This is a genomic window from Natroniella acetigena, from assembly GCF_023227745.1.
GTDB lineage: Bacteria > Bacillota > Halanaerobiia > Halobacteroidales > Halobacteroidaceae > Natroniella > Natroniella acetigena.
The window spans coordinates 1-26,557 of sequence record NZ_JALKBX010000032.1; the positions used below are offsets into that span (position 1 = coordinate 1).

Annotated in this window: 24 protein-coding genes; 22 read left to right on the plus strand and 2 right to left on the minus strand. The window is 31.0% G+C overall.

Annotation, left to right across the window (positions count from 1 at the left end):
• Positions 1–144 precede the first annotated feature (144 nt).
• The 22 genes from MWH25_RS07950 to MWH25_RS08055 all read left to right on the plus strand — a co-directional run bounded on the left by MWH25_RS07950 (position 145) and on the right by MWH25_RS08055 (position 25,218).
• Positions 145–1,605 carry a GumC family protein gene (locus tag MWH25_RS07950; RefSeq protein ID WP_248627119.1) on the plus strand — a complete coding sequence of 487 codons (1,461 nt, stop codon included), beginning with the start codon at positions 145–147 and terminating at the stop codon, positions 1,603–1,605.
• Complete coding sequence (locus MWH25_RS07955; protein WP_248627120.1) at positions 1,595–2,305, plus strand: CpsD/CapB family tyrosine-protein kinase; 711 nt, start codon at positions 1,595–1,597, stop codon at positions 2,303–2,305. The genes MWH25_RS07950 and MWH25_RS07955 overlap by 11 nt, the downstream gene beginning before the upstream one ends.
• A gap of 136 nt (positions 2,306–2,441) precedes the next feature.
• Positions 2,442–2,804 (plus strand): four helix bundle protein, encoded by a 363-nt coding sequence (locus tag MWH25_RS07960; RefSeq protein WP_248627121.1) that lies wholly within the window; start codon positions 2,442–2,444, stop codon positions 2,802–2,804.
• A gap of 120 nt (positions 2,805–2,924) precedes the next feature.
• Positions 2,925–3,707, plus strand: a complete 783-nt coding sequence (locus MWH25_RS07965; RefSeq protein ID WP_248627122.1) for a tyrosine-protein phosphatase — start codon at positions 2,925–2,927, stop codon at positions 3,705–3,707.
• 615 nt (positions 3,708–4,322) lie between these two features.
• Complete coding sequence (locus MWH25_RS07970; RefSeq protein ID WP_248627123.1) at positions 4,323–5,162, plus strand: YveK family protein; 840 nt, start codon at positions 4,323–4,325, stop codon at positions 5,160–5,162.
• Positions 5,163–5,300: 138 nt separating this feature from the next.
• Positions 5,301–5,654: a hypothetical protein gene (locus MWH25_RS07975; protein ID WP_248627124.1), complete on the plus strand. Its 354-nt coding sequence runs from the start codon at positions 5,301–5,303 to the stop codon at positions 5,652–5,654.
• 148 nt (positions 5,655–5,802) lie between these two features.
• Positions 5,803–7,176 (plus strand): glycosyltransferase family 4 protein, encoded by a 1,374-nt coding sequence (locus MWH25_RS07980; RefSeq protein ID WP_248627125.1) that lies wholly within the window; start codon positions 5,803–5,805, stop codon positions 7,174–7,176.
• A gap of 53 nt (positions 7,177–7,229) precedes the next feature.
• Entirely contained in the window at positions 7,230–8,579 is a 1,350-nt protein-coding gene (gene glmU, locus MWH25_RS07985) for a bifunctional UDP-N-acetylglucosamine diphosphorylase/glucosamine-1-phosphate N-acetyltransferase GlmU (RefSeq protein WP_248627126.1), read from the plus strand.
• A gap of 128 nt (positions 8,580–8,707) precedes the next feature.
• Positions 8,708–10,540: an alginate lyase family protein gene (locus MWH25_RS07990; RefSeq protein ID WP_248627127.1), complete on the plus strand. Its 1,833-nt coding sequence runs from the start codon at positions 8,708–8,710 to the stop codon at positions 10,538–10,540.
• 2 nt (positions 10,541–10,542) lie between these two features.
• Entirely contained in the window at positions 10,543–11,925 is a 1,383-nt protein-coding gene (locus MWH25_RS07995) for a phenylacetate--CoA ligase family protein (RefSeq protein ID WP_248627128.1), read from the plus strand.
• A gap of 47 nt (positions 11,926–11,972) precedes the next feature.
• The gene (locus MWH25_RS08000; RefSeq protein ID WP_248627129.1) at positions 11,973–12,254 is read left to right on the plus strand and encodes a CapA family protein; all 282 of its coding nucleotides are present in this window, start codon (positions 11,973–11,975) and stop codon (positions 12,252–12,254) included.
• A gap of 2 nt (positions 12,255–12,256) precedes the next feature.
• The gene (locus tag MWH25_RS08005; protein ID WP_248627130.1) at positions 12,257–13,444 is read left to right on the plus strand and encodes an oligosaccharide flippase family protein; all 1,188 of its coding nucleotides are present in this window, start codon (positions 12,257–12,259) and stop codon (positions 13,442–13,444) included.
• A gap of 84 nt (positions 13,445–13,528) precedes the next feature.
• Positions 13,529–14,821, plus strand: coding sequence for an O-antigen polymerase (locus MWH25_RS08010; RefSeq protein ID WP_248627131.1), 1,293 nt, complete (start codon positions 13,529–13,531; stop codon positions 14,819–14,821).
• A 48-nt stretch (positions 14,822–14,869) separates the two neighbouring features.
• A complete protein-coding gene (locus MWH25_RS08015; protein WP_248627132.1) occupies positions 14,870–16,024 on the plus strand; it encodes a glycosyltransferase family 4 protein in 1,155 nt (384 codons plus the stop codon).
• A gap of 12 nt (positions 16,025–16,036) precedes the next feature.
• Positions 16,037–17,146 carry a glycosyltransferase family protein gene (locus MWH25_RS08020; protein ID WP_248627133.1) on the plus strand — a complete coding sequence of 370 codons (1,110 nt, stop codon included), beginning with the start codon at positions 16,037–16,039 and terminating at the stop codon, positions 17,144–17,146.
• 20 nt (positions 17,147–17,166) lie between these two features.
• Entirely contained in the window at positions 17,167–18,111 is a 945-nt protein-coding gene (locus tag MWH25_RS08025; RefSeq protein ID WP_248627134.1) for an NHL repeat-containing protein, read from the plus strand.
• 15 nt (positions 18,112–18,126) lie between these two features.
• Complete coding sequence (locus MWH25_RS08030; RefSeq protein WP_248627135.1) at positions 18,127–20,121, plus strand: heparinase II/III family protein; 1,995 nt, start codon at positions 18,127–18,129, stop codon at positions 20,119–20,121.
• 7 nt (positions 20,122–20,128) lie between these two features.
• Positions 20,129–21,349, plus strand: coding sequence for a glycosyltransferase family 4 protein (locus tag MWH25_RS08035; RefSeq protein ID WP_248627136.1), 1,221 nt, complete (start codon positions 20,129–20,131; stop codon positions 21,347–21,349).
• Between the two features lie 17 nt (positions 21,350–21,366).
• Positions 21,367–22,713: a nucleotide sugar dehydrogenase gene (locus MWH25_RS08040; protein WP_248627137.1), complete on the plus strand. Its 1,347-nt coding sequence runs from the start codon at positions 21,367–21,369 to the stop codon at positions 22,711–22,713.
• 14 nt (positions 22,714–22,727) lie between these two features.
• A complete protein-coding gene (wecB, locus tag MWH25_RS08045) occupies positions 22,728–23,882 on the plus strand; it encodes a non-hydrolyzing UDP-N-acetylglucosamine 2-epimerase (RefSeq protein WP_248627138.1) in 1,155 nt (384 codons plus the stop codon).
• Positions 23,883–23,967: 85 nt separating this feature from the next.
• On the plus strand, positions 23,968–24,912 hold the full coding sequence (gene rfbB, locus MWH25_RS08050; protein WP_248627139.1) for a dTDP-glucose 4,6-dehydratase: 945 nt from the start codon (positions 23,968–23,970) through the stop codon (positions 24,910–24,912).
• Between the two features lie 162 nt (positions 24,913–25,074).
• Positions 25,075–25,218: a hypothetical protein gene (locus tag MWH25_RS08055; RefSeq protein ID WP_248627140.1), complete on the plus strand. Its 144-nt coding sequence runs from the start codon at positions 25,075–25,077 to the stop codon at positions 25,216–25,218.
• A gap of 532 nt (positions 25,219–25,750) precedes the next feature.
• Here the strand turns inward: MWH25_RS08055 and MWH25_RS08060 are convergent.
• Both MWH25_RS08060 and MWH25_RS08065 read right to left on the minus strand, forming a co-directional pair.
• Positions 25,751–26,161 carry a PIN domain-containing protein gene (locus MWH25_RS08060; RefSeq protein ID WP_248627141.1) on the minus strand — a complete coding sequence of 137 codons (411 nt, stop codon included), beginning with the start codon at positions 26,159–26,161 and terminating at the stop codon, positions 25,751–25,753.
• Positions 26,142–26,390 carry a DUF6364 family protein gene (locus tag MWH25_RS08065; protein WP_248627142.1) on the minus strand — a complete coding sequence of 83 codons (249 nt, stop codon included), beginning with the start codon at positions 26,388–26,390 and terminating at the stop codon, positions 26,142–26,144. The genes MWH25_RS08060 and MWH25_RS08065 overlap by 20 nt, the downstream gene beginning before the upstream one ends.
• Between the last annotated feature and the right edge of the window lie 167 nt (positions 26,391–26,557).

Here is a 26,557-nt window from a genome sequence, read left to right on the forward strand (position 1 = left end):
TTTTTAGCCCTCTCGAAACTGATTTTGAAGTTTATTGGTTGCAGATTTTAATTTTAAAAGTGAAACTATATATCAATAAAAAGTAATGATTGATTTTTAATTGTTAATCGTAAATTTGTTTGAGCTAGGAGGGAAAATGGAGAAATGGAAAATATGGAACAAGATATGATAGAGATTGATTTAAAAGAATATATCACCATAATCTGGCAGCGAAAATTGATTCTTGTTGGATTAGTAGTTGTAGCGTTAATAGCCAGTTTTCTGGTCAGTAATCGGATGACTAGAATTTATGATACATCGACCTTGGTGTTGATTGAAGAGGAGCAAGGGATGGATGATCTCTTTGGTGAGCAGTTGGGTTTTGGGGGTCGGCAGGATAATGTAGCGACCTATACAGAGTTGTTGCGAAGTAGGTTGATTATGGAGAGTGTGATTGAACGGTTGGATTTAAGAAATGAAGAGACAGGGGAGTTGATCTCGGCTGGTTCATTACGAAATAAGATGTCGGTCAGCAGTGGTGGAGATACCAATTTATTGACAATTAGTGTTGAGTATCATGATCCTGAAATGGCTCAAGAGATTGCTAATACGATTGTTGAGGTCTTTCAGGAGGAGAACTTACGGTTAAACCAGGCTAATCTACAGGGAGCGTCTCAGTTTATCTCGGAGCAGTTGGTCAAGGTACAAGATAACTTAACTCAGTTTGAAGATCGGTTACTCGACTATAAGACAGAAGAGGGGGTAGTCTTTCCGCAAGAGCAGGGTCGGGCTGTCTTGGATAGATTGACCGAGTTGGAAAAGGCTCAAGCTCGAGCCCAAGTAGAGCAGAATCAAGCCCAAGCGAGTTTAGAGGATGTACGAGAGAAGCTGGCTGAGCAGGAGCAAGAGGTTGTTTCCAGCAAAACAATTACTGACAATCCTATCGTCAGTAATTATCGGCAGCAGTTAGCAGATCTAGAGATTGATTTGGTCGGCTTGGAGGAGAATTATACTGTTGATCATCCGCAGGTAGTTGAGGTAGAACGTAAGATTAAAGAGATTGAAGCACGATTGGAAGAAGCAGTAACAGAGGTGGTCAGCTCACGGACAGAGAGTACCAATCCACTCTATCGGAGCTTAGAAGGAAATTTGATCGATCTGGAAACAAAGATTATCTCAACTGGGGTGCAGATGGAGACCTTAGGGGAGCAGATTGGTCAGTTGGAGCAGGATTTAGAAGCATTGCCTGAGCAGGAGCTAGAGTTGGCCCGGCTGACACGGGAGAGCAAAGTAGCAGAGAATCTCTATACGATGTTGATGGAGCGGCGAGAAGAGATTGAGATTCAACGAGCGATGCAGTCATCGGATATGTTGGTCATCGATCCAGCAGTAGTCGATGATAGTCCGATTCGACCACGAACGAAGTTGAATCTGGCGATTGCAGCGATGTTGGCCCTATTTATAGGACTGGGAATTATCTTCTTATTAGAGTTCTTAGATACAACAGTCAAAGAGGAGAAGGATGTCGAACGCTTGACGGGACTGCCTGTCTTGGGTGTAATTCCTGATTTAAATCAAGTTGATCATTCTTCAGGTTATGGAAGGGGGATTAGAGATGGGGAGTAGCAGAAGAAATCGGAGTGATGAATTGATCGTTGAATATGATCCTAAATCACCAGCAGCGGAGGCTTATCGGACGTTACGGACTAATATTAGTTTTTTAAGCCCTGATGATCCGTTGACTAAGATTTCTTTAAGCAGTAGTGGCCCAAGTGAAGGGAAGTCATTGACGGTTGCTAATTTGGCCATTTCGATGGCTCAAAATAACAAAGATGTAATTGTGATCGATGCTGATCTGAGAAAGCCGATGCAGCATAAGTTCTATGGGATGACCAATTTTGCAGGGCTGAGTAATGTCTTGACCGGTGAGATCGGCTTTGCAGAAGGTTTGCAGGAGACAGGAATCGATGGCTTAAGGTTACTTACGACAGGAACGATTCCTCCCAACCCTTCGGAGTTGCTCAACTCAAAGAAGATGGAAGAGGTGATCAAGCAAGCTGAGGCAGAGTCAGATATGCTGATCATCGATACTCCGCCAGTGATTGCCGTGACCGATACAGCGATCCTAGCGACTAAAGTCGATGGGATCTTGTTAGTGATTGCTTCGCATGAAGCTGAACAAGATATGGTCGTCAAGGCCAAGGAGCAGCTTGATAAAGTTCAAGCTAATGTCATCGGGACGGTTTTAAACAAATATCCGATTGATAAAGGACGCGGGTATCAAAATTATTATTACTACTACGGTGGAGAAAGCGTTGACGGTTGACGGTTGACGGTTGACGGTTGACAGTTAAAGATCAAAGACTTAAAATCAAGAGCTTAAAACCAACAAGAATCAAATGTATAAATTATCACTTCTTAGAAATAATAAGAAATAAATAAATTTCTAAGGAGTGAGTTTGGTGGCTAAAGAGAACAGTATCGTTTATAATAGAGTTTTTGATTTTTCAGTTAGGATAGTGAAATTATATAAGTATTTATGTGATGAAAAGAGGGAGTATGATTTAGCTAAGCAGATATTGAGTTCGGGAACAAGTATTGCTGCAAATATTAGAGAGGGAATTGAAGGACAGAGCAGGAGAGATTTTATTGCTAAGTTATCTATATCTCTAAAAGAAGCAGCTGAAACCGAATACTGGTTAGAATTATTTAATGCTACTGAGGTTTTAGAAGAGAAATTTACTGATTCGATGTTGGAGGATGTTAAAACGTTAATTAAGATGCTGAATAATATATTAAAAACCACTAAACAATCAATGAAATAATAGTTTACGGTTTGAAAAGATAGGTGCGATAAATACATAGCTAAGTGTTTTGTAATGGTTTTATGTATTTAACCGTCAACTGTCAACGGTCAACTGTAAACTAAAGAGGGGGTTTAAAAGGTGATTGACTTACATACACACATCTTACCGAAGGCTGATGACGGTCCCGATGATCTTGCAGAGGCTGTAGAGATCGCGAAGGAGTCTGAGCGACAAGGGGTTAAAAAAATTATAGCGACACCGCATTATGTTGAGGGGGAGTATCAGTTTGGCCCAGATGAGATAAAGAAGAGGGTTGTGGCTTTGCAGGAGGAGCTTGCTCGGGCTGGAGTAGAGCTAGAGGTTTTGGTTGGGAGTGAGGTCTATCTGACGGCTGATTTAGGAAAAAAGGTACGAGATGGCTTGGTGACACCGCTGAATGGTAGTCGGTATCTGTTGGTTGAGTTTCCGATGCGGAAGCTGCCTAGTTTCGTTGATGAGGTGTTGTATGATCTGCAGGTGTTAGGTTTTACGCCGGTGATTGCCCATCCGGAGCGGTATCATGACGTGATGGAGGATCCGAATCTGTTGTATCGGTGGGTGAAGGATGGAGCGTTGGCCCAGCTTAATGCAGGGAGTCTGCTCGGTAAGTTTGGCTCGCGGGTGCAGGAGACGGCTGAGATTTTGGTTGAGCATGATCTGGTGCAACTGTTGGGTTCGGATCTACATTCGAATGGTTATCGCTGTCAGTGTTTGCAAGGTGGTATGGCTAAGTTATGTGAGTTGATTGGTGTTAGTCGGGCTGAGCGGTATCAAGCTAATGCGGAGTTAGTCGTTGCGGACGAAGAGGTTGTGGTTGAGCCGAAGAGGTATGAAAAAGAGCAAGGCTTCTGGGGAAGGTTGAAGAAAGCAGTTTACGGTTAACAGTTGACGGTTGACAGTTAAAAATCAAAATCATTAAAAACAAGAGTTTAAAAAATTTACGATTGACAGTTTACAGTTGACAGTTAAAGTCAAAAAAATAATAATAAAGTCTTAAAAACAGTTGGCCACGAATTGACACGAATCTACACTAATTAAAACAAATGTACAATTGACAATTAAAAAGTAATTAATAATTAATATTGAATAGTTAAGGGTCAATGGCTTAGGAGCGAAATCCTTAAGATTAAATTCAGTCAACTACGTGCCCTGAGGGAAGTACTCTTTACTTCCTGAAGAAGTTCTCTTGGGGTGAATCGGTACGAATTAACCTCAATAAAAATCATTGAAGAGATAAAGAGGAGAGCAGATTAAGTTTAGCGATGTATGGGATAATCAGTCTGTTTTTGGAGTTGATTGCAAGTTGTTGGCTCTATATTGTAAATCAGTTAGGGTTTTTCTTGAAATTTTTGCTGAGTGTGTTATAATTTAAATTGCTTATTTTGTTTTTTTTAACAGAATAGGAAGATGTGGTAATATGTTATTGCAGGTAGAATTGGTGAATTTTTTGTTGAAAAGTATTGGATGCAATAAATTTAGTATTTTTGGAGGGAACAAATGAATAATCATACAAGTAATGTAGATGAGATGATCGAGATTGATCTGCGGGAGTATTTAAAGATCTTACTAGATAGAAAAGAGATGATTATTGGCTTAATGGTGATTGCTATCTTGATCAGTGGGCTGGTTAGCTTTTTTGTTTTAGAGCCGATCTATCAGGCAGAAGCGACGATCAGTTTGAGCAATCGGGCGGGGAGTTATTCAGATGTCGGCACAGCTCGACAGATGTTACAAAGTATGGAGTATTTTGATAGAATAAATGAGAAGTTGGGGCTAGGGTTGGCCCAGGATCAGCTTAGAGGAATTAGGAATAACTTAGAGATAAATGAGGTTTATGAGGGCGATGAGATTTTGGAACTTAGCTTTCAGAGAAAGGAGCCTGAAGAAGCTCAGTTGGTTCTTGATAGCTTAATTGAGTTATTCAGAAGTGATAGTCAGGAGCGATTTGGACGAAATCAGGCTCGAATAGAACGGAGCTTGGAGCAGGTTGAGATAGAGGTAGCTAGATTGGAAGAAGGTTTGGTTGAGCGAGAAGATAGGATAGATCAATTGTTGACTGCTGAAGAATTATCGACAGCGGATAAGATCATCCTGAGTAATGAGTTTGGAAGTAAGATTAATGATTTGGAGCAGTTGAGGTATTCTCTGTTGGAGAGGGAGTATGAGTTGGAAGAGAAGTTGGATGCTATGGAAGAGATGCAGGTGATTAATCAGCCGATTGTTTCGGATAATCCTGTAGCACCGAATAAGAAGTTGAATTTAGCGATTGCGGGAGTTTTAGGTTTGATGTTGGGTGTTTTTGTAGCGTTTATGAAAGAATTTTTATCGGAATATTAAATAGAGGAATTTAAGAGAGGTTGGCAGTTGACAGTTGACAATTAAAGTCAAAAGATTAAGAGTTCAAGGTCAAATTCTTGGCTATAGATAAAAAGTATTGAATAATGAACAAATAAGTAATAAAGATGAGGTGATAAGATGGAGCAGGAAATTGAAAAGATAAAAGGGAATTTTTATTTCATGATTGTGAGAGATTCGGAAAAGTTTACACTTCAAGAAACTGAAGATGATATAATGGAGTTATATGAAAAAGACGAGGTAGAGCTTTATAAAGAAGAAGACCTACCTTTAGAAGATATATCAACATATTCCGATGATAATTTTGTAGTTGGTGGAGAATATTATGACTGCTACAAAGGAATGTTAGTTGGATATTTTGAAGGGAAGAATATCGCTATGACAATTATAATTGTTCATGTAGATCAAAAAAGTTACTATAAAGGTGATCCGTTTAATCTGAAGGAACTTGTTAATGAAATTCAAGAAGATTAAAATTGTATTATATAGTGGATAGTTAAGGTCAAAAATTAAAGAGATTTATGGTTTTAACTATCAACTATACCCTAGACACTATAAACTAACAAAAGGGTTATATTGAAGTTGAGTAGAGCATAAGTTAAATAAGTAGGAGGCAACGATTATGGAAAATATATTTCTGATCTTTTTAGTCAGTTTTTTACTGAGTTTAATATTGACTCCTGTAGCGAAAAAGGTAGCTTATCAAGTGGGAGCGGTTGATCATCCTAATCAAAGAAAGGTACATAATGGAGCTATGGCTAGATTTGGTGGTTTAGCAATTATTTTATCTTTTTTAATAACCAGTCTCTTATTTTTAGAGCTATCTAGGCAGTATCAGATTGTATTATTAGGAGCAGTAATTATTGTAGCGATTGGGATTATTGATGATATAAAAGGGGTTAAGGCGAAGTATAAACTTGTCGGTCAGATTGTAGCTACTATTCCTTTGTTAGCTTATAACTTACAGATTGATTTCATAAGTCATCCTGTAACAGGGTTATTATTTACTGGTGCTTTAGCGATACCGATTACGATCTTATGGGTTGTTGGTTTGGTTAATGCAGTTAATATGATCGATGGATTGGATGGATTAGCAGGTGGAGTGATAGTGATTTCGGCGTTGGCGATAGCGATAATCAGCTTTGGACAGGGAAATGTGGTCAGTTCAGCTTTGGCTGTGATCTTGGCAGGGGCGACACTTGGTTTTTTGAAGTATAACTTCAATCCAGCGGAGATCTTTATGGGTGATACAGGGAGTATGTTCTTAGGTTATATGTTAGCCAGTATCTCTTTGGTAGCGACTGCTAAGAGTGCAACAGCAGTGACTGTCTTAGTGCCAGTGATTGCTTTAGGGGTTCCTATCTTTGATACAAGCTTTGCGGTGGTGCGTCGCTTGATCAATGGTAAGCATCCCTTTAGACCTGATAAGGAGCATCTACATCATCGGTTTTTGAGCTTTGGGCTGAATCAGAAGCAGACGGTGTTGACGATTTATTTGGTGACCTTGATCTTTGGGGTCAGTGCTGTTTTGCTGGCCAAATATGAGAGTTCGATGATCTTACTGGTAGTAGCTTCGATTCTACTAGTTCTCTTTATGTGGCTGAAGGAGTTTGGGATTATTAGGTTGTATCCAACGAAAGCGGAGCCGATTGATCTATTGCAAGAGATTAAGGTTAATTTAATTAAGTTGTCGGATATGATGGAGGATGAGCTGGAGTTGGCTAGGTTACATAATGAGATTGGACAGTTGGAAGAGCTGATTGATAAGGTGCCAGAGTTTGTCTATGCTGGAGTCAATGAAGAAGTGGCTGCTTCTAAGGGAGAGGTAACTTATAGAAGTTTGAGAGAACGGGTTTTGTGGTTGGTTGAGATTATTGATCTAGTTCTTGATAATTATCAGACTGATAGTGATAATTTGAATTATATTTTTCAGGATGAGAAGTATAGTTTGGTTAGTATATATGATAGTTTGAGTAGTAATTTAGTAAAAGAATAATTAAGATTATCTAATATAAAGTGTAATAATTTAGAATTGTAGGAGGATAATTAATGACTCAATTAGCAACGATTACTTTAGCGGCTGGAAAAGGAACTCGAATGAAGTCTAAACTAACTAAAGTATTGCATCAGGTAGCAGGAAAGAGTATGGTACAATATGTGGTTGATACAGCTTTTGATTTAGAGCCTGTTTATAATATAGCAGTAGTTGGTTATAAGTCTGAACTGGTAAAAGAAGAGACAGAAGGTGAGATTGAGTTTGTTCTGCAAGAAGAGCAGCTAGGAACTGGCCATGCAGTGATGCAGGCTAAAGATAAGCTTAAAAGCTTTTCTGGAACTGTCCTTGTTTTATATGGAGACACACCACTATTGACTGTTGAAACATTAGAAGAATTACTTGCTAAACATGAAAGTAGAGAGTCGGCAATTACAGTCTTAACGACAAAAGTTGATGATCCTACAGGATATGCTAGGATAGTTAGAGATAATAAAGGAAATGTTGCAAGGATAGTTGAAGAGGATGATACAAGTCCTAAAGAGGCTAAGATAAATGAGATTAATACTGGAATTTGTGCTTTTGATAGTAAGTTATTGTTTGAAAATTTGAGTGAGCTTGAGGCTGATAATGCTCAAGGAGAGTATTATTTGACTGATCTAGTTGGTATCTTAAATCAAAAGGGAGAAAAGGTTAGTGCTTTGTTGACTGCTAATAATAAAGAAACTATTGGAGTTAATACTAGAAGGCATTTAGCTCAAGCAGAAAAGACTTTAAGAGAAAGAATTTGTAATTATCATTTAGATAGAGGGGTTACAATTATTGACCCTGCTAATACTTATATAGATGCAGAAGTTGAGATTGGACAAGATAGTATTATCTATCCCTTTACCTTTTTAGAAGGAGAAACAAAGTTGGGTAGTGAAGTAGTTATTGGCCAGCAGTCAAAGATAGTTGATTCTAAAATTGGAGATAGAGTAGAGGTTAAGTCATCAACTATAATTGAAAGTAAGGTGGGGGATGATGGGTTGGTTGGCCCGTATGCTTATCTAAGACCAGGTAGTGAACTTGCCGAAAATGTTAAGGTTGGTGATTTTGTTGAGGTTAAGAAAGCACAAATTGGTTCTGGAAGCAAGGTGCCTCATTTAAGTTATATTGGTGATACAACTATAGGTGAGAATGCAAATATTGGAGCAGGAACTATTACAGCGAATTATGATGGTAAGAATAAGTATCAAACTGTTATTAAGGATAATGTTTTTATTGGAAGTAATTCTACCTTGATTGCTCCAGTTGAAATTGGCCAAGGTGCTGTTACTGGAGCTGGGGCAGTGGTTAAAGATGATGTGAAAGATAATGATACTGTAGTAGGAGTTCCAGCAAAACAGATAAAAGGTAGATTATAAATATGGATAGGTATAAGTTGAAGAAAATATTAAATAAATATACCATAAAAGAGATTTGTTTTAAGGTAATACGAAAGCTGTATATTAAGCTATATTATTTAATTAGAAAAGTGTATATTAATATTTTTATGTTGCAGATAGATAGTAGTAAATTTGATAATTTCAAGACAAGATTAAATTTTTTCTTTTCCATTCGAGATAAAGAAAAAATGCTCCAATATTATAGTGATAACTTAAAAATAAAAAAAAAGATAATAAAGTCAGCAGATAAGATATGTGATCATAAATTTGATTTATTAGGTTCTGGCTTAAATGATTTAGGAGAAGATATAAAGTGGAATCAAGATTTTAAAACAGGCTTTATCTGGGAGAATAAATTTTATAAAGATATAGAAATTGTTAATTTAAATAATAATGCTGATGTTAAAGTACCATGGGAGTTGTCTCGTTTTCAGCATTTATTTACTCTTGGCAAGGCATATTGGATAACAAATAATCAAAAATATTATAAAGAATTTAAAAAACAAATAGAAGATTGGATAGAAAAGAATCCGATTGAAATGTCTATTAATTGGACTTGTACTATGGATGTAGCAATAAGGGCAGTAAATTGGATATATGCTTACTTCTTGTTTGAAGATAAGATAGATAATGATAAAAAGTTTAAAAATAAATTAAATTCTTCTTTATACTCACATGGTAAGTTTATATATAAAAACTTAGAGAATAAAGGAAAATTCAATAATAATCATTACTTATCTAATTTAGTGGGACTTATATTTTTAGGTTTATATTTTGGTGATTTTAAGTTAAGTAAATTTAATAAACCAGAAAAGTGGTTAAATTATGGTCTGAGTGAATTAGAAAAAGAAATGTTTATTCAGAATAATGAAGATGGAACTAATTATGAAACATCAACTTCTTATCATAGATTAGTAACTGAATTATTTTTATTCCCAACAATATTAGCAGAGAAGAATGGTTATAATTTTTCGGATGAGTATATGAATAGGTTAGAATTAATGTTTAACTTTATAATGAGTATTACTAAACCTAATGGTAAAGCTCCTTTAATTGGTGATGCTGATAATGGAAGACTAGTTATCTTCTCTAATTACTATGGATGGGAGAAAAGTGATTTTAGACATTTACTTTCGATAGGTGGTGTTTATTTTAATAGAGATGATTTTAAATATTTAGGCCAAGATTATCAAGAGGATTGTTTGTGGACCTTAGGTAAAACTTATACTTTAAAAAAACTTAAAAAAGCAAATTTAAAGTCTAAAGTTTATAAGCAGGGTGGATACTATATTTTAAGAAATGATAGTATATATTGTGTAGTTAGATGTGGTGAATTGTCTTTAAGAGGTCAAGGTGGGCATAGTCATAATGATCAACTTAGTTTTGAGCTGAATGTAAATGGAAATGATTTTATTATTGATCCAGGTGTATATGTATATACTGCAGATTATAAGATGAGGAATTTGTATAGAAGTACTAAAATGCATAATACTTTATATATTGAAGGTTTTGAGCAGAATGATTTCTATGAGAAAGATCTCTTTAATATGAAAGAACAGAGTTTTGCTGAGTGTTTAGAATTTAATGATACAATATTTTTAGGAGAACATAGTGGATATAAACATAAACCTGGAGTTATACACCGAAGAAGAATTGAATTAAAAGAAAACAAATTAATTATAGAGGATAATTTATTAGGTGACTTAAAAAGGGATGCTTATGTAATATTGAATTTGTCTCCTGAAGTAGATTTAAAAGAAGAAGAAAATAGTTTAATCTTAACTAATAAAAGTGAACAGATTTTATTACAAAATATAGAAAATTATAGTGTGCAAGAAACGTTAATATCATATAGTTATGGTGAAAAGTTGATTAGTAAAAAAATTCTAATTAATATAAAGCAAAGTAATAAATTAAAAATTTCAAGAGAGGGATCTTAAAAATGGTAAAGAGTTTAATAAAAAAAGCTCCGTATTGGATTCAGCTTCCAATACGGAAGATTTATGGTATGATTCCTTATGAAAAGAAATTAGATCAAGATTTTTATAAAATGTATAATTTTCTTCAAGAATCTCAATGGTGGACAGAAAAAAAACATAAAGAATATCAGATAAGTGAATTAAAGAAATTAATTAATCATGCCTACGAAAATGTACCTTATTATAGAAAAGTTTTTAATGAGAGAGGTTTAAAACCTAATGATATTAAAGATTTTGATAATTTGAAAAAGCTGCCTTATCTAACTAAAGAAAAGGTTAAAAATAATTTAGATGATTTAATTGCTGTTAATTATAATAAAGATGAATTGGTTTATAAAACAACTGGTGGGTCAACTGGTGAGCCTATGGCTTTTTTTGAAGAAAAGAAGGTATCTAAAGAAAGAGAGTGGGCATTTATAGTCAATTTATGGTCTAGAGTTGGATATGAACCTGCTAAAAGAAATAAATTGGTTAAATTATGTGGAGACAAACCTCTAAAAGGAATTTATCAAGATAGAGGACTTGATCTTATTTTATCTTCTTACCATTTAACAGAAAAAAATATGAAGAAGTATATTCAATTAATAGAAGATTTTGATCCAGATTTTATTAAGGCATATCCTTCTTCTATATATATTCTTTCTGATTATATATTAGATAATAATATTGATGTTAAATTAGGCAAATTAAAATCTGTTTTATGTGCATCAGAAAATATATATGATTTCCAAAGAGAAAAGATAAAAGAAGCATTTCAAACTAGAGTTTATAGTTTTTATGGACATACTGAACACTGTTGTTTAGCTGGAGAATGTGAAGAGAGTGACTTTTATCATCTTAATAGTGAATATGGTTATACAGAGTTGATTAATGAGAATGGGCAAGAAGTAACAAAAGAAGATGAAGTTGGAGAGATAGTGTGTACTGGTTTTAATAATTATGTTGTGCCTTTTATTAGGTATAAGACAAAAGATTTAGCAGTAAATACAAATCAAAGATGTGAATGTGGAAGAAACTATAAGTTAATTAAAAGAGTTAAAGGAAGAGAACAAGAATATATACTGACGAAAAGAAAGCGAAAGATAATGCTTACAGGTTCATATAAGATATTGGATAAAGTAAAGCAACATATTGAAATAGGACAATTTTACCAGGATGAACCAGGAATACTTGAATTAAGGCTTGTAAAGAAGTCTAGTTATTCAAGTAGTGAAATAGAATATATTATTAATAAATTCAAAGAAAAGTTTGACAATCAAATTGAACTTAAGGTTAGATTTGTAGAAAATATACCTAGAACAGAATCAGGAAAGCATAAATTTTTAATACAAAAGATATTAGATTAAGTAAATGCTTTTATTATTAAGCTATGGGCTTAAAGAGGTGGGATTTAATGGAAGATAAAATAGAGTTAATTGCAGTAGGAGATGTTTTTTTGGATCAATATAAAAAGAATGAAAATCCATTCAAACCTGTTTCTAATTATTTAAATGATAGTGATATTTTATTTTGTAATTTAGAAACATGTATATCTGATTCTTTTGGTACTAAAAAAGAAAAAGCTGTTAATTTTAAAGCTGAAGAAAAGGATTTAGAATTTTTAAAGGAAGAAAATTTTGATATAGTTAATATAGCCAATAATCATATTTTTGATTATGGAAAAGGAAAAGGTTAAGGATGAAGAATAAAAACTCAACAATATTATTATATTTATCTAAAATAATAAATTTAGTGGTTAAATTTTTAATAGTAGTAGTAATTACTAGAAAATTAGATGACTCTATGTTGTATGGTAGATATTCATATTTTTTAACAATAACCAATTATTTAGCTTTATTCTTTGGTTTTGGTTTTTTTTCCTCAATCAAGAGATTGATGGCAATAAATGGTGAAAATAAAAGTAAAGAATTGGCTGGAGTAATGTATATTATAAATTTATTGTTTTCTATCGGTTTTGCGTTATTTATTTTAATAATTTCTGATTATATTCTAGAAGAATATAGTTATATACTATTATTAGCTATAATTTCAAGTGGTACTTTATTAAATAATGTTGTAAAAAGAATGCAGATTGGATTTAAAAAAATAAATTCTATGATTATTACTGAAACTTCAATTAATGGAATAATACTTATTTCATTCTTATTGTTTGATCTATCATATATTGGTTATTTGATTATTTATTTTACTACGTATTTATCAATAAATACACTAACTTATTTTATTACATTTAGGCCTAAACTTGTTAATATTAAAAAAAATTATAATACTTTATTAAGCGAAGTAAAAAGTTATGGTTGGCATGTTTATTTAGGTAGGTTGGCAAGTATGGGAACTTATGATTTAGATAAAATCATGTTAGAATCATTTTCAGGAGTTCAATATGTTGGTTATTATAATTTAGGTTTACAGTGTACGACTCCTATTCCTACTTTTTCTGAAGCACTTATGTCTGTTTTTTATAAAGATTTAGCTGATAAAGAGAAGATACCTAGAAAGATATTGTTCTATAATTTTATTTGGTTATTACTAACTTCTTTATTAGCAGCAACAGTTGGAGGAATCATATTTTTACATATATTTGGAGAAAGTTATGCTACAACGGCTAGCTTATTTCCGTGGTTTGCAGCAGTAGCTTTTTTAAGAGGATTATACAAGCCATTTAACAGTTTCTTTGGAGTAAAGGGGTATGGTAGATTTTTAAAGAAAGTAGCCTTCATTTTAACAGTAGCTAATGTTGTTTTTAATGTATTATTTATTCCTTTGTTTGGAATAAGAGGAGCACTTTTAGCTACTATATTTGCTTTAATAATAGATAATGTAGCTCATTATTATTATTATAAAAAATTAATAATTAGTTTGTAATTATAAAAACATATTATTATATATAGAAATATAGAAAAAATATGATTCATTTTTGAGTATTAAATATTTGAGGAGAGATATAGAATGACTAATGTATTAATATATATATCACTTATGATTATATATATTCCTGGAGTATTGTTTTTATTGCATAAAAAAATTTTTTTGATTTTCCCGCTTCCTTCTGTTTATTTTTTATCTTTATTTGTCTTCAATGTTTTAGGAAGTTTAGTTGTTATTTTTCCTTCAATGAATATATATGGATTTCAGGATTTATTTTCTATTGAATATTATTTAATTTTAGTTTTACAATGTATATTCTTTTATTTAATGTTGTTTTTGTTTTGTAATAATAGAAATAGAAGATATAACTCTTTAATAAAAAGAGCTAATGGTATTAAATTATATTTATTATTTTATATATTATGGTTTTTTTCCATAATTTCAATAATATTATTTTTGTTTTTCGGTGGTAATCTTCCAATATTTAATATAAGTGAATTATTGTCTTTAAGCAATAGAGGAATAGTAGAATTAAGAAGTGCTGCTGTACGTAGTGTACCACGTTTTCATTGGTTTAGAATTGGATTTTATAATTTACCACAATTGGCTACTTTGTTATCATTTTTAATTTATAAGAGAAAAAAAACTTGTTTTAATAAGGTAATGTTTTATATTAGTTTTATTATGGCCTCTTTTTTATCAATAAGTTTTTTATATAAAGATAAATTAGCAGTATTTTTAGTTATGATCGTTTTCACTTTAATTATTTATGATAAAAAAATATATTATAAAAGAATAATATCAAGTATTGTAGTTGGTATAATAACAATTTTATTTTTTTACTTTTTATATTTTTCAGAAACAGAAATTAATTATTATTTTAATTTTGTTATACCTTCTTTAATTAATCGTATAGTAGGGGTTTATAGTATAGGTTTAGCAGCTGTTATTGAAGTAGTTGAGCATCAAGGATTTTTTCTAGGAACCACTTTTATTAATCCAATGGGAATCTTTCCTTATGAGTCTGTTACATTAGGACGAGTTGTACATTTATTTCTTTTTGGGCGAACAGGGAATGCAACAGTACCGGCAATAGGAGAAGCATATGCTAATTTTGGATGGTTGGGTATATTTTTATTTTTATTTTTGATTAATTATAGTTTGTTTTTCTTAAATTTTTTAGTTAATAATCTTTTTGATAAAGATAGTATTTTATGGGCTCTTTTTATTGTTTTTTTAGCTTTTGAAGTTTATAAATTGTCGATGACTTCTCTATTTATTGGAGTTTTATCTCCAGTAAATCTTTTAATTTTTGCTTTTCTTATATTTTTAGTAATATTTATATCATCTTCAAATTTTAGAAATAATTTTTAATGATATAATATCATAACACCATGAAATCAAATTGGAAGGGGAAGTGAAATGAAAATTTGCATGTTTTTAATAGATAATATATATTATGATGCTAGAGTACAAAAAGAGGCAGTAAGTTTAATTGATGATGGTCATGAAGTAGACTTAATAACATTAAATGAAAAAGAAATTGAAGATAAAGAAGTTTTTCTTGGGATTACTTTAAAAAAAATAAGTATTATTACTAGAGGTTTTCCTAAAAATATATTTTTTTGGGTTTTAAAATATTTTGAGTTCATTATTAAGTCATTATTTTTAGGGTTTGCTAAAGATTATGATGTCTATCATTGTCATGATTTACCAACTTTATTCATGGGAGTTTTAATTGCTAAAATAAAAGGAAAAAAAGTTATTTATGATTCTCATGAAATCTATACTGAAATGACAGGAGCTAAATTAAAAAAGGTTTGGCGGTTAATAGAGAGATTATTTGCTAAATATGCTGATGTAACTATTTTAACTGATGAATATAGAAAAGAAATTTTTGAAAGTATGTATCCTAAAGTGTCAAATTCTAAGATTATTATGAATGTTCCAGAGTTACAAAAGAACAATTCAAAATGTTCTCGTGATTTATCTGTTGAAGTGAAATTAAAAGAAAATGAAATATTAGGTATATATTTTGGAACATTGTTACCTAAACGATTTTTAGAAGAAATTATTTTATCACTCAAATATCTTCCTGATTATATTAAAATTGCTTTAGTAGGTCCAGTTAATGAAAATTATAAAAAGAGATTAGAAAAAATTATTTCTGATAATAAATTACAAGAGCAAGTATTTATTTTAAAACCTATTCGCAGAAATAATTTAATTAACTATGTTTCCAAAGCTGATTTTTCTTTCGTATTTTATAGTAAAAATAATATTAATAATAAATATTGTTCTCCAAATAAGTTGTTTGAATCACTTCATGCTGGATTACCGATGATTACTTCCGATAATCCTTTAATATTGGATGTTTTAGATAAAAGCTTCGTTGGTATTGCAATTAAAAATGAGATAATCAATTCTAAATTAATTGCAAAATCTATTTTAAAATTAATTAAAGAACATAATATAAGAAGAATGAAATCAAATTGTGAAAAATTATCTAAAGAATACAGTTGGAATCTTGAAGAGAAAAAGTTAATTTCTATTTATAAACAATTATATAAAACTTAAGAGGTGTAAAAAATGAAAATAGTTTTTTTGTGTCCAGTAGTTTCTCATGTGCGCTATCATAAGCGTATAAATGCACTAAAAAATCTTGGTGCAAATACTAAGGTTTTAGCTTTTGAACGAGAATATTATTCTGGTAAATCGCTTTCAGAGGGGTATGTATCATTAGGAGAAATATCTCATGGTAATTATTTTAAAAGAATTATACCTTTTATTAAATCCTTTTCTAAAATACGTTCTATGATTAAGAATGCTGATATTGTTTATGCATTTGGTTTAGATAACCTATTATTAGGATGGTTAGCAAATAGCACTGTCAAAAATAATTCTAAGATAATTTATGAAGTTGGTGATATAAGGGGAATACTCTTGAAAAATAGTTTTAGTGCTAAACTATTAAGAGAATTGGAAAAGTTTTTATTGAATCATATTAACCTTTTAGTTGTTACTTCAAAAGCTTATATTTCTGGTTATTATGAAGGAATACTTAATATGGATAACATTAAATATCAAGTAATTGAAAATAAATTAAATAAGGATGAATTTCAAAGTCTTAAATCCTCTGGTTCTTGTATTTCAAAAGAAACTTTAAAAATCGGTTATTTTGGAGTGTTACGTTGTCAACGATCGTGGAATATCTTAAAGAAAGTAGCTGAAAAAAGTAATGGGAGAATACAAATTTATCTTCGAGGAATTCCTATGGGAATTAAAAATTTTAAAAACGAGGTAAGTAAAATTTCAAATGTTAATTATGGAGGACCTTATAAAGCACCAGATGATTTATTTCAAATTTATAATCAAGTAGATATAGTTTGGGCTTGTTATCCTTATCAGGATAAGCAAATTGGTAATTGGCTTTGGGCTAGAACTAATCGTTTTTATGAGTCTTGTTTATTTAATAAACCTATGTTAACTTTGGCTGGAAATCAAGATGCTAAAGTGGTTAATAAATTTAAAATTGGTAAAAGCCTTGATTTATCAAATATCAAAGCAACTGTCAAAGAGGTTCTTAATTTAGATAAAAGCAGAATTAAGCAGTGGGAGAAAAATTTATATAATTTGCCTGAAAAGCTTTATCTTTACACAAATGAACATAAGAAGCTATTTGAATTTTTAAATAAATAAGCAAGGGAGGGTTTAACTATATGCGATATCACTATTATGACGATAATTGTGATGTTTTATGGGCTTCTAATGGAAGGTATATTTTTAAAAAAAGTATTTATAGTGAATTTTGGGAGAAAGTATTGAAAATTAAAGAGTTACCCATACTCTCAGTCTGTGGTTTATTTAATAGAGTGAGCAGGAATGGTATTCATAATATAATTCCATTAAATAATGAAAACTTAGTTATATTAATAAAAAGAAAAATTTTAGTTTATAGGAATAGAAAATTAATTAAAGCGATTCCACTCACCAAAGGCAAAAGACCGCTAAGAAAAGGCATTTTAAAGTTGGGTGGTAATTTAATATATGGAGAATATTGGACGAATTCTAAGAACTCCCCCCCTAGAATATGTAAAGTTGATCCGATTAATGGGAAGATTGAGTTTTTGGTAACTTTTCAAAATAAAAAACATATACACTTCATACAACAAGATGTATTAAATGAAGACAATATATTTATAGGTACAGGAGACAGTAATGATGCAAGTGGAATTTATAGGTACAACATAAAATCCAACCAATTAGATAAAATTGGAAGCGGAAGTCAAGATTGGAGAGCTGTTAGTATAATTCAAAAAGAAAATGATATTTTTTGGGGTTCTGATTCTGCAAATGAACAGACTTATATTTTAAAATATAACCGAAATGCAAAAGAATTAGAAAGAATTAGACCTATTGCAGGTCCAGCTTATTATTCTACTATTGATAATAATGGAAATATGTATATTGCAACAACAATTGAAGATCGAAGGAAACATAAAGCAATTATATATAAATCATCAAATGGTCTAAAATGGAATAAATTTAAAGAATGGAAAAAAGATATTTTCCCTGAAAGATTATTTGGGTATGGAATTATTGAATTTATAAAAGGACAAGAAAATTTAGATGACCTTTTTATCAATTTAAGAGGTTTAAAATAAGAAAGAAGGGATAATATGATAAAGAAAATCTATTTACTTTATCATACTCTTAAATATTTAAAAATCAAACAAATTATTTACAGAGTATATTTTATAATTAAAAATTTATTGATTAGCAAATTTAGCCACATTTATAATAAAGTTTATGACCATAAAGTTTTTAATGAAACTATAAATGTTAAATCAAATCAATTTATCTTTAGCTTAGGTAACTACTCAGTTAAAAATATTGAAGAGAAGGAATTAAATAAGCAATATCTGGACTTATTAAATAATAAATTTATTTTTTTAAATGAAACACAAAGTTTTAAAGAGCAAATAAAATGGAAGACAACTAAAGGTAGTCAACTATGGAAATTTAATCTACATTATTTTGATTATGTTTTAGATTTAGCTATTTATTATTCTTTGAATAAAGATAAAAAAGTTTATCTTTTATTTAAAGAGTTAGTAAGTGATTGGATTGAAAATAATTATATTGGTGATGGAGATAGCTGGCATCCTTATGTTATCTCTTTAAGGATAGTTAACTGGATTAAAGCTTATCAGCTTTTTGAAGAGAAGATAAAATCGGACGATGAATTTAAGGATAAATTTTTGACTAGTATATATAAACAATCTATGTTTTTATCTGACAATTTAGAGTATCATTTAGGTGGGAATCACTTAATTGAAAATGGAAAGACACTTTTATTTGTTGGTCTATTTTTTGAAGGTAAAAGAGCTAAAAAATGGTTTAAAAAAGGAAAAGAAATATTATGGAAGCAATTAGAAGAGCAAATTCTTGTTGATGGTGGGCATTATGAAAGAAGTCCAATGTATCATTCTATAGTTTTAAGAGATTATCTTGAAGTGTTTCTTTTATTAAAGAGAAATGATAATGACATACCTGAGTTTTTAATTAATAAATTAGAAAAGATGTTTGAATTTATGGTTGAAACTTCTCATCCTGATAAGGAAATATCTTTATTTAATGATAGTGCTTTTGAAATTGAACTATCACCTAAAGAATTAGCTGCTGTAGGAGTTGTAATCTTTAATAGAAGTGACTTCAAAGATTTTGCTGAGGAATTTAGTTTATATGCCTATCTGATGTTAGGTGAAGAAGGATTTCAAAAATTTAATGAGCTTGAAAAAGAGAAATCTGATTATAGTTCTACTGCTTTAGCTGAAACAGGTTACTATATTTTAAGAGATAATAAGAATAGTAAATATTTAATCTTTGATTGTGGGCCAGTTGGCCCAGATTATAACCCAGGACATGCACATGCTGATACTTTAAGCTTTGAATTGAGTGTTTGGGGAGAGCGATTAATTGTTGATTCAGGTGTTTATGGTTATCATTGTGAATCAAGAAATGAATTTAGAAGTACAAAGGCTCATAATACAGTAACTATAGATAACTTAGATCAATCAGAAGTTTGGTCTAAATTTAGAGTAGCAAAAAGGGCAAAAGCTAAAGAGAAGAAATGGATTAATAAAGATAATATTGTTATCATTCAAGGTGAACATGATGGCTATAAGAGACTAAAAGATTCAGTAATTCATGAAAGAACAATCTGTTTTGTAAATAATGAATATTGGATAATAGTTGATAGATTATTTGGAAAAGCAATTCATTATATAGAAAGCAATCTACATTTCAATGATAATTATAATTTTAATAAAATAAGCAGTAATGAAATTATCATTTCAAATAAGGAACAAAAAAATGTATTAATCAAATCAATAACTGGACAAAAGTTGAATCCAGATCAAACTTATATTTCAAAGGAATTTGGAAGAAAAGATTTATCAAATAAATTAAATCTAACTTATGAAACTAACTTACCTGATTTGAATGGGTTTATTATATATCCATTTAAAAAAGATATTCCGCAATTAGAAATGGTAGTAAGTGATGATCAAGGTTTAAAAATAAAAGTCAAATTTGATGATTATGTAGATGAAATTATAATTCCAAAACAAAATATAAAAGAAGAAAAATTTTATTCTAGAATTAGGAGGTGATAGCATATTGCGTATTCTATATATATCACAGCATTTTCCACCAGAGACAGGAGCAGCTCAAGGAAGAGCATATGAAATGGCTAAAAATTTGGTTAAATTAGGGGATGAAGTTACAGTTGTAACTGGTTTTCCTAATTATCCTGAAGGTGAAATTCATGATCAGTATAAAGGTAAGTTTTTTCAAAGAGAAACTATTGATGGAATTAATATTATTCGTACTTTTTTAGTTCCTGATACTAAATCTGGAACTTTAGTTAGATTATTAAATTATATTACATTTTTCATATCTTCGATTATTGGAGGAATCTTTGCTAAAAAAGTTGATGTAGTTTATGCTACTTCTCCACAGTTATTAGTTGGGTTATCGGGTTATATATTAAGTATATTAAAAAGGGCCAAATTTGTTTTAGAAATACGTGATTTATGGGTTGATTTTGCTATTCATTTAAATCAAATAACTAATAAATTTATGATAAAGGCTGCTAGATTTTTAGAGAATTTTCTTTATAATAGAGCTAAAAAGATTATTGTTGTAACTAATGGATTTAAAAAACATTTAGTTTCTGCAGGGATTAATAGTAAAAAAATAGAAGTAGTTACTAATGGAATGGATGAAAATTTATTCAAGCCTGGTGATAAAGATAATTGGGTAAGAGATAAATATAATCTAAAGGATAAATTTGTAGTAATGTATGCAGGAAATATCGGTACTGCACAAGGACTTGAAGTAGTAATTAATGCAGCTAAAAGAACAAGAGAGAATTCAGATATCATTTATACTATTATTGGTGCTGGAGTAGAAGAAGAGAAACTAAAATCATTAGCCCAAGAATATGAATTAGATAATGTCAAATTTATAGGAAGTCAACCTAAAGAGAAGATAGTAGATTTTTTATCTGCTGCTGATACATTATTGATTTCTTTATGTGACTTACCTTTATTTGATATTACTATTCCTTCAAAGGTCTTTGATTATATGGCTATGGGTAAATCGATTTTAATTGGTGTTAAAGGTGAAGCAAGAAAAATTATTGAAAAGGCTGAGGCAGGGGTTTATTTTCAACCTGAAAATGATGAAGAATTAACAGAAGGATTATTTAAGTTATATGAAGATGAAGAGTTAAGAGCTAAAATGGGCGATAACGCTCGTGAATATGCTGTTAATAATTTTTCTAGATTTAAATTGGCTGAAAAGCTTAATAAAGTAATAAGTAATATAAAATTATAAACTAAGAGGTGATTTATATGAAAAAGAAAGTATGTGTAATGGGTTTAGGTTATATTGGTCTTCCAACTGCTACTATGTTTGCTGTTAGTGGTCATGAAGTTGTTGGTGTGGATATAGAAGAAAAAGTAGTGAAAACAATTAATGAAGGCAGAATACATATTGAAGAACCTGGTTTAGCAGAGATGGTTAAGGGAGCAGTAATGGAAGAAAACTTACTGGCCAGTACTGAACCTGAAGAAGCAGATGTATTTATTATTGCTGTACCTACTCCATTGACAGAAGATAATGGTGCTAATCTAGATTATGTTAAATCAGCTACAGAAACTATTAGACCTTATCTTAAAAAGGGAGATTTAGTAATAGTAGAATCAACTATTGCTCCACGTACTACTGAAGATATAGTAGTACCAGAGCTTGCAAAAAGTGGTTTAGAAATTGGACGAGAGATATACGTAGCTCACTGTCCAGAAAGGGTACTACCTGGAAAGATAATTCATGAATTAGTCCATAATAATCGTGTAATTGGTGGAATAAATGAAGCTTCAGCTCTTAAAGCTCGTAAGCTTTATACAAGTTTTGTTCAAGCAGAGATGTATATTACTGATGCTACAACTGCTGAAATGGTTAAACTAATGGAGAATACGTATCGTGATGTAAATATTGCTTTGGCTAATGAATTAGCTAAGATATCTGAAAAGGTAAAGATTGATATTTGGGAAGCTATAAAATTAGCTAATAAACATCCACGTGTTAATATTCATCAACCTGGACCGGGAGTAGGAGGACACTGTTTAGCCATTGATCCTTGGTTTATCGTAGAGAGTGCTCCTAAAGAAGCAAAAATGATTAATTTATCTCGTAATATTAATGATAGCATGCCTCAATTTACAATTAGAAATGTAAAAGAGAAATTATTTGGAATTGCTAATCCTAAAATAGCTATCTTAGGAATTACTTATAAAGGAAATGTAGATGATTTAAGAGAGAGTCCAGTATTAGAGATTATTGATCATTTCCAAGAAGAAGATGTAGATTTAAGTATTTATGATCCTCATGTAGATGAGTGTCAATATAATTTGGTAGAGTTAGAAGAAGCAGTCAAAGATGCTGATTGTATTATTATCGGTACTGATCATAAAGCTTTTAAAGAGATAGATCCAGCTAAGATAGCTGATTTAATGAGAAATCAAATATTATTTGATACTAAAAATCTTTTAGATTATGATTGGTGGCAAGAAAAAGGATTTAAGACTTATAAATTAGGAGATTACTCTGATTATGATTGGCAAAAAGAATATGGAATTAAAGAAGTAATGAAAGGTCATAAAGAGGTTGCTGCTACTAAAGAGGCTGCATCTAACTAAATTGGAGGGTAATTATGTTAAAAGTAATGACTGTCTTTGGGACACGACCAGAAGCAATAAAGATGGCTCCACTTGTGAAAAAATTAAATCAAGAAGAGAGAATAGAATCAATTGTGACTGTAACAGCTCAACATAGAGAAATGCTAGATCAGGTACTTGATTTATTTGAAATTGAGCCAGCTTATGATTTGGATATTATGGAATCAGTTCAATCACTTACAGATATTACAGTTAATGTATTACAAGGGTTAAAAGAAGTAATAAGTGAAGAGAAACCTGATATAGTTTTAGTTCATGGTGATACTTCGACAACCTTTGTTGGTGCTTTGGCTTCCTTTTATCAAAAGTTAAAGGTTGGGCATGTAGAAGCAGGATTAAGAACCCATAATAAATATTCTCCTTATCCAGAGGAAATAAATAGGCAGTTAACTGGAGTACTAGCTGACTTACATTTTGCTCCTACCAAAACTGCTAAAGATAATCTTTTAGCTGAAAATATAGATTTAGAAAAAGTATTTATTACAGGTAATACTGTAATTGATGCTTTATTAGAAACAGTAAAAGAAGATTATAAATTTGATATTCCTAAGCTTAACCAAATAGATTTTGAAAATAAAAAGGTTATTCTTCTTACTTCTCATCGTCGTGAAAATCTAGGTGAACCTATGGAGAATATCTTTAATGGAATCAAAGAGATAGTAGAGAATAATCAAGATGTAGAAGTAGTCTTTCCAGTACACTTAAATCCTAAGGTAAGAGAGATTGTTAATAATATCTTAGGTGATACTGAAGATGTTCATTTAATTGAACCATTAGATTATCAACCTTTTGCTAATTTAATGGCTAAATCTTATCTAGTTATGACTGATTCTGGTGGAATTCAAGAAGAAGCACCAAGCCTTGCTAAGCCAGTCTTAGTTTTAAGAGATAATACTGAAAGACCAGAGGCAGTAGAAGCGGGTACTGTAGAATTAGTAGGAACTGATCAAGAAAAGATTATTTCTATAGCTAATAAATTAATAAATGATGATAAAGAGTATCAAAAGATGGCTAATGCAGTTAATCCTTATGGTGATGGAAAAGCAAGTGACAGAATAGTTGACTCATTACTTTATAAATTTAATTGTAAAAAAGAAAGACCACTTGATTATATATATAATGAAAAGTAAAGATAGAAGTAAGACTAACCGGGCCAACATAAGTTGGCTCTATTTTTATTTTAATGATAAAATTTAGATAAAAAGAGGTGATTTGATGAAAACAATACTTATAACAGGTGGAGCAGGCTTTATTGGTAGTAACTTTATCCGTTTTTTCTTAGATAAATACCAAACTTATAAAATCATTAACCTAGATAAACTAACCTACGCAGGAAATCTAGCTAATCTAAAAGATATAGAAAATAATCCTAACTATAAATTCATCAAAGGTGATATAGCAAATCAAGAATTAGTCCAGTATATCTTTAGTGAATACAAAATAAATTATCTAATCAACTTCGCAGCCCAGTCCCATGTAGATAAAAGCATTACCGGGCCAACACCCTTTATCAAAACCAATATAGAAGGAACCCAAGTCTTATTAGAAGTGGCTAAAGAATATGGGATAGATAAATTTATCCAAATCTCTACAGATGAGGTCTATGGAGAATTAGGAAATAAGGGTTACTTTAATGAAAAAAGCCCTTTAAAGCCTAATAACCCTTATGCAGCTAGTAAAGCAAGTGCAGATTTAATTGCTCGCTCCTATTATCAAACTTATAACTTACCAGTAATTATAACTCGCTCAAGCAATAACTTTGGCCCCTTTCAATATCCAGAGAAGTTGATCCCTTTATTTATTACCAATGCTTTAAAGGATAAGGAGTTGACTTTATATGGGGATGGCAAGAATATCAGAGATTGGCTTTATGTTAAGGATAATTGTCGGGCCATTGACTTAATTCTTAAACAGGGTCAGGTAGGTGAGATTTATAATGTGGGAGCTAATAATGAAAGGACTAATTTAGAGGTTACAGAAGAGATTTTAAACTTACTAGGTAAAGATAAGTCTTTAATCACTTATGTTAAGGATAGGTTGGCCCATGACTATCGCTATGCACTTGATACAACTAAGATCAAAGAGCTTGGCTTTAAGGCAGAGTATGATTTTAAGAGGGGATTAAAAAAGACTATAGATTGGTATTTAGAACACTATTAATTATTATCTATAAGCTGCTTTGTCGTTGGCCCGTATGTTAAGGATAATTATCGGGGCAAGGTGATATAGGAGCTAATAATGAAAGGACTAATTTAGAGATTACAGAAGAGGTTTTAAACTTGCTGGGTAAAGATAAGTCTTTAATTACTTATGTAGGATAGGTTGGCCCATGACTATCGCTATGCACTTGATACAACTAAGATTAAGGAGCTTGGTTTTAAGGCAGAGTATGACTTTAAGAGGGGGTTAGAAAAGACAGTTGCTTGGTATTTAGAGCATAGAGAGTGGTGGCAGAAATTAAGCTAATGAACAATTGACAATGTACAATTTACAATTATGCACTAACTTAAGCTAAGTTTTAGTATTATAAGGGTTTGAAGTGAAGCTTTATTACAAGTTGATAATTGATAGTGGATAGTGGATAGTTAAAAACCTTAAAGTTCTAAAACATTGTAATGTCCTAGTTATAAAGGTTTAAAAGAATTAGATTTTGAACTTGAACTATCAATTTTAAACTCTCAATTATCAATTGAATTTAAGCTCTTAATTGGAAGAAATTTTGTCTGAACGAAGCAAAAAAGCAGTAAAATTTAAGTTTTTGCAAGGTTTAATAATAAAGTAGTAATTCAGCAGGTAGCAGATATCTTACTGCTGAGTGAGTTTTAATTTCTTCTTGATCTTTTGGTTACTTTTATATCAAGATAAAAGTAACAGGGAAGAAAGTTTGATTTTTAAACTTTTCCCTAAACTTGGTTTTGAGCTAGAATTGTAAATTTAAAAATTGCCACTTCCAAAAATTAATGAAAAAAAAGCTTGATTTAATTTAATTATTTATTAGCTACAGTTGCTTAACAATAAACTCCTCAGGACTTAAACTTCTAACCCTACTATTCTTAAAATCCTTTAAATTCCTAGTAACTATAGAATCAATCTCAGCTTCTAAAGCACTTACTTCTATAACTGCATCTTCATAATCATTGATCGGCGAATCCAAAGCTGACCTTAAAGTTTGACCTGTCGAAGGTAACACCTCAAAAATATCTAATATCTCTTGTAAGAAATACTTAACCCTCTTTTTACCAAAGTTCCTCTCTAGCAAGTAAGCTAAAGTCGTTATCTCATGTGAGCAGACATAACCTTCAACCTTTTTTCTAGCACAGTAATCAACCGCTTTCTCTGCTGCTTTAAATCCTTCTCTCTTAAGTGCTAAATCCATAATTACATTGATATCAATCACTACTTTTTTCATGAAATATCTTCCTCATTTCCTGCTTATCCTCTGGAAAATCTTCTCCTGCAAAAAAACCGGTAAGATTCTTTACTTTGCTGCTAACCTGATAATCTTTTTCTCGTGTCTCCTTTAAATCCATTAAATGATTTTCCACTATACTAGAGATAGATTGACCTGTCTTCTCAGAAAGCTTATGAGCAAATTCAATTACATCCTCTTCAATACTTAATGTTAATTTATCTTTCATGTTCACCCCTCCTTACGTATATAATTATATCGGAATACGTATTAATTTTCAATATTTTGTTACCAATTTTATTTTTAAAGTTTTGAATTGGAAGAAATTTTGTCTGAACGAAGCAAAAAAGAACTAAGTCCAAGTCTAAGGTTGAGGCTGAGTAAAAGCTAAGTTCA

Bases quoted from the DNA above. Each gene is read 5' to 3' on its own strand.
- MWH25_RS08065 (WP_248627142.1), bottom strand. From the start codon at position 26,390: ATGAAAGATAAATTAACATTAAGTATTGAAGAGGATGTAATTGAATTT.
- MWH25_RS07955 (WP_248627120.1), top strand. From the start codon at position 1,595: ATGGGGAGTAGCAGAAGAAATCGGAGTGATGAATTGATCGTTGAATAT.
- wecB (WP_248627138.1), top strand. From the start codon at position 22,728: ATGTTAAAAGTAATGACTGTCTTTGGGACACGACCAGAAGCAATAAAG.
- MWH25_RS08005 (WP_248627130.1), top strand. From the start codon at position 12,257: ATGAAGAATAAAAACTCAACAATATTATTATATTTATCTAAAATAATA.
- MWH25_RS08060 (WP_248627141.1), bottom strand. From the start codon at position 26,161: ATGAAAAAAGTAGTGATTGATATCAATGTAATTATGGATTTAGCACTT.
- MWH25_RS07980 (WP_248627125.1), top strand. From the start codon at position 5,803: ATGGAAAATATATTTCTGATCTTTTTAGTCAGTTTTTTACTGAGTTTA.
- MWH25_RS08040 (WP_248627137.1), top strand. From the start codon at position 21,367: ATGAAAAAGAAAGTATGTGTAATGGGTTTAGGTTATATTGGTCTTCCA.
- MWH25_RS08000 (WP_248627129.1), top strand. From the start codon at position 11,973: ATGGAAGATAAAATAGAGTTAATTGCAGTAGGAGATGTTTTTTTGGAT.
- MWH25_RS07970 (WP_248627123.1), top strand. From the start codon at position 4,323: ATGAATAATCATACAAGTAATGTAGATGAGATGATCGAGATTGATCTG.
- MWH25_RS07975 (WP_248627124.1), top strand. From the start codon at position 5,301: ATGGAGCAGGAAATTGAAAAGATAAAAGGGAATTTTTATTTCATGATT.
- MWH25_RS07995 (WP_248627128.1), top strand. From the start codon at position 10,543: ATGGTAAAGAGTTTAATAAAAAAAGCTCCGTATTGGATTCAGCTTCCA.
- MWH25_RS08030 (WP_248627135.1), top strand. From the start codon at position 18,127: ATGATAAAGAAAATCTATTTACTTTATCATACTCTTAAATATTTAAAA.
- MWH25_RS08020 (WP_248627133.1), top strand. From the start codon at position 16,037: ATGAAAATAGTTTTTTTGTGTCCAGTAGTTTCTCATGTGCGCTATCAT.
- MWH25_RS08015 (WP_248627132.1), top strand. From the start codon at position 14,870: ATGAAAATTTGCATGTTTTTAATAGATAATATATATTATGATGCTAGA.
- MWH25_RS08025 (WP_248627134.1), top strand. From the start codon at position 17,167: ATGCGATATCACTATTATGACGATAATTGTGATGTTTTATGGGCTTCT.
- rfbB (WP_248627139.1), top strand. From the start codon at position 23,968: ATGAAAACAATACTTATAACAGGTGGAGCAGGCTTTATTGGTAGTAAC.
- MWH25_RS07950 (WP_248627119.1), top strand. From the start codon at position 145: ATGGAAAATATGGAACAAGATATGATAGAGATTGATTTAAAAGAATAT.
- glmU (WP_248627126.1), top strand. From the start codon at position 7,230: ATGACTCAATTAGCAACGATTACTTTAGCGGCTGGAAAAGGAACTCGA.
- MWH25_RS08010 (WP_248627131.1), top strand. From the start codon at position 13,529: ATGACTAATGTATTAATATATATATCACTTATGATTATATATATTCCT.
- MWH25_RS07990 (WP_248627127.1), top strand. From the start codon at position 8,708: ATGTTGCAGATAGATAGTAGTAAATTTGATAATTTCAAGACAAGATTA.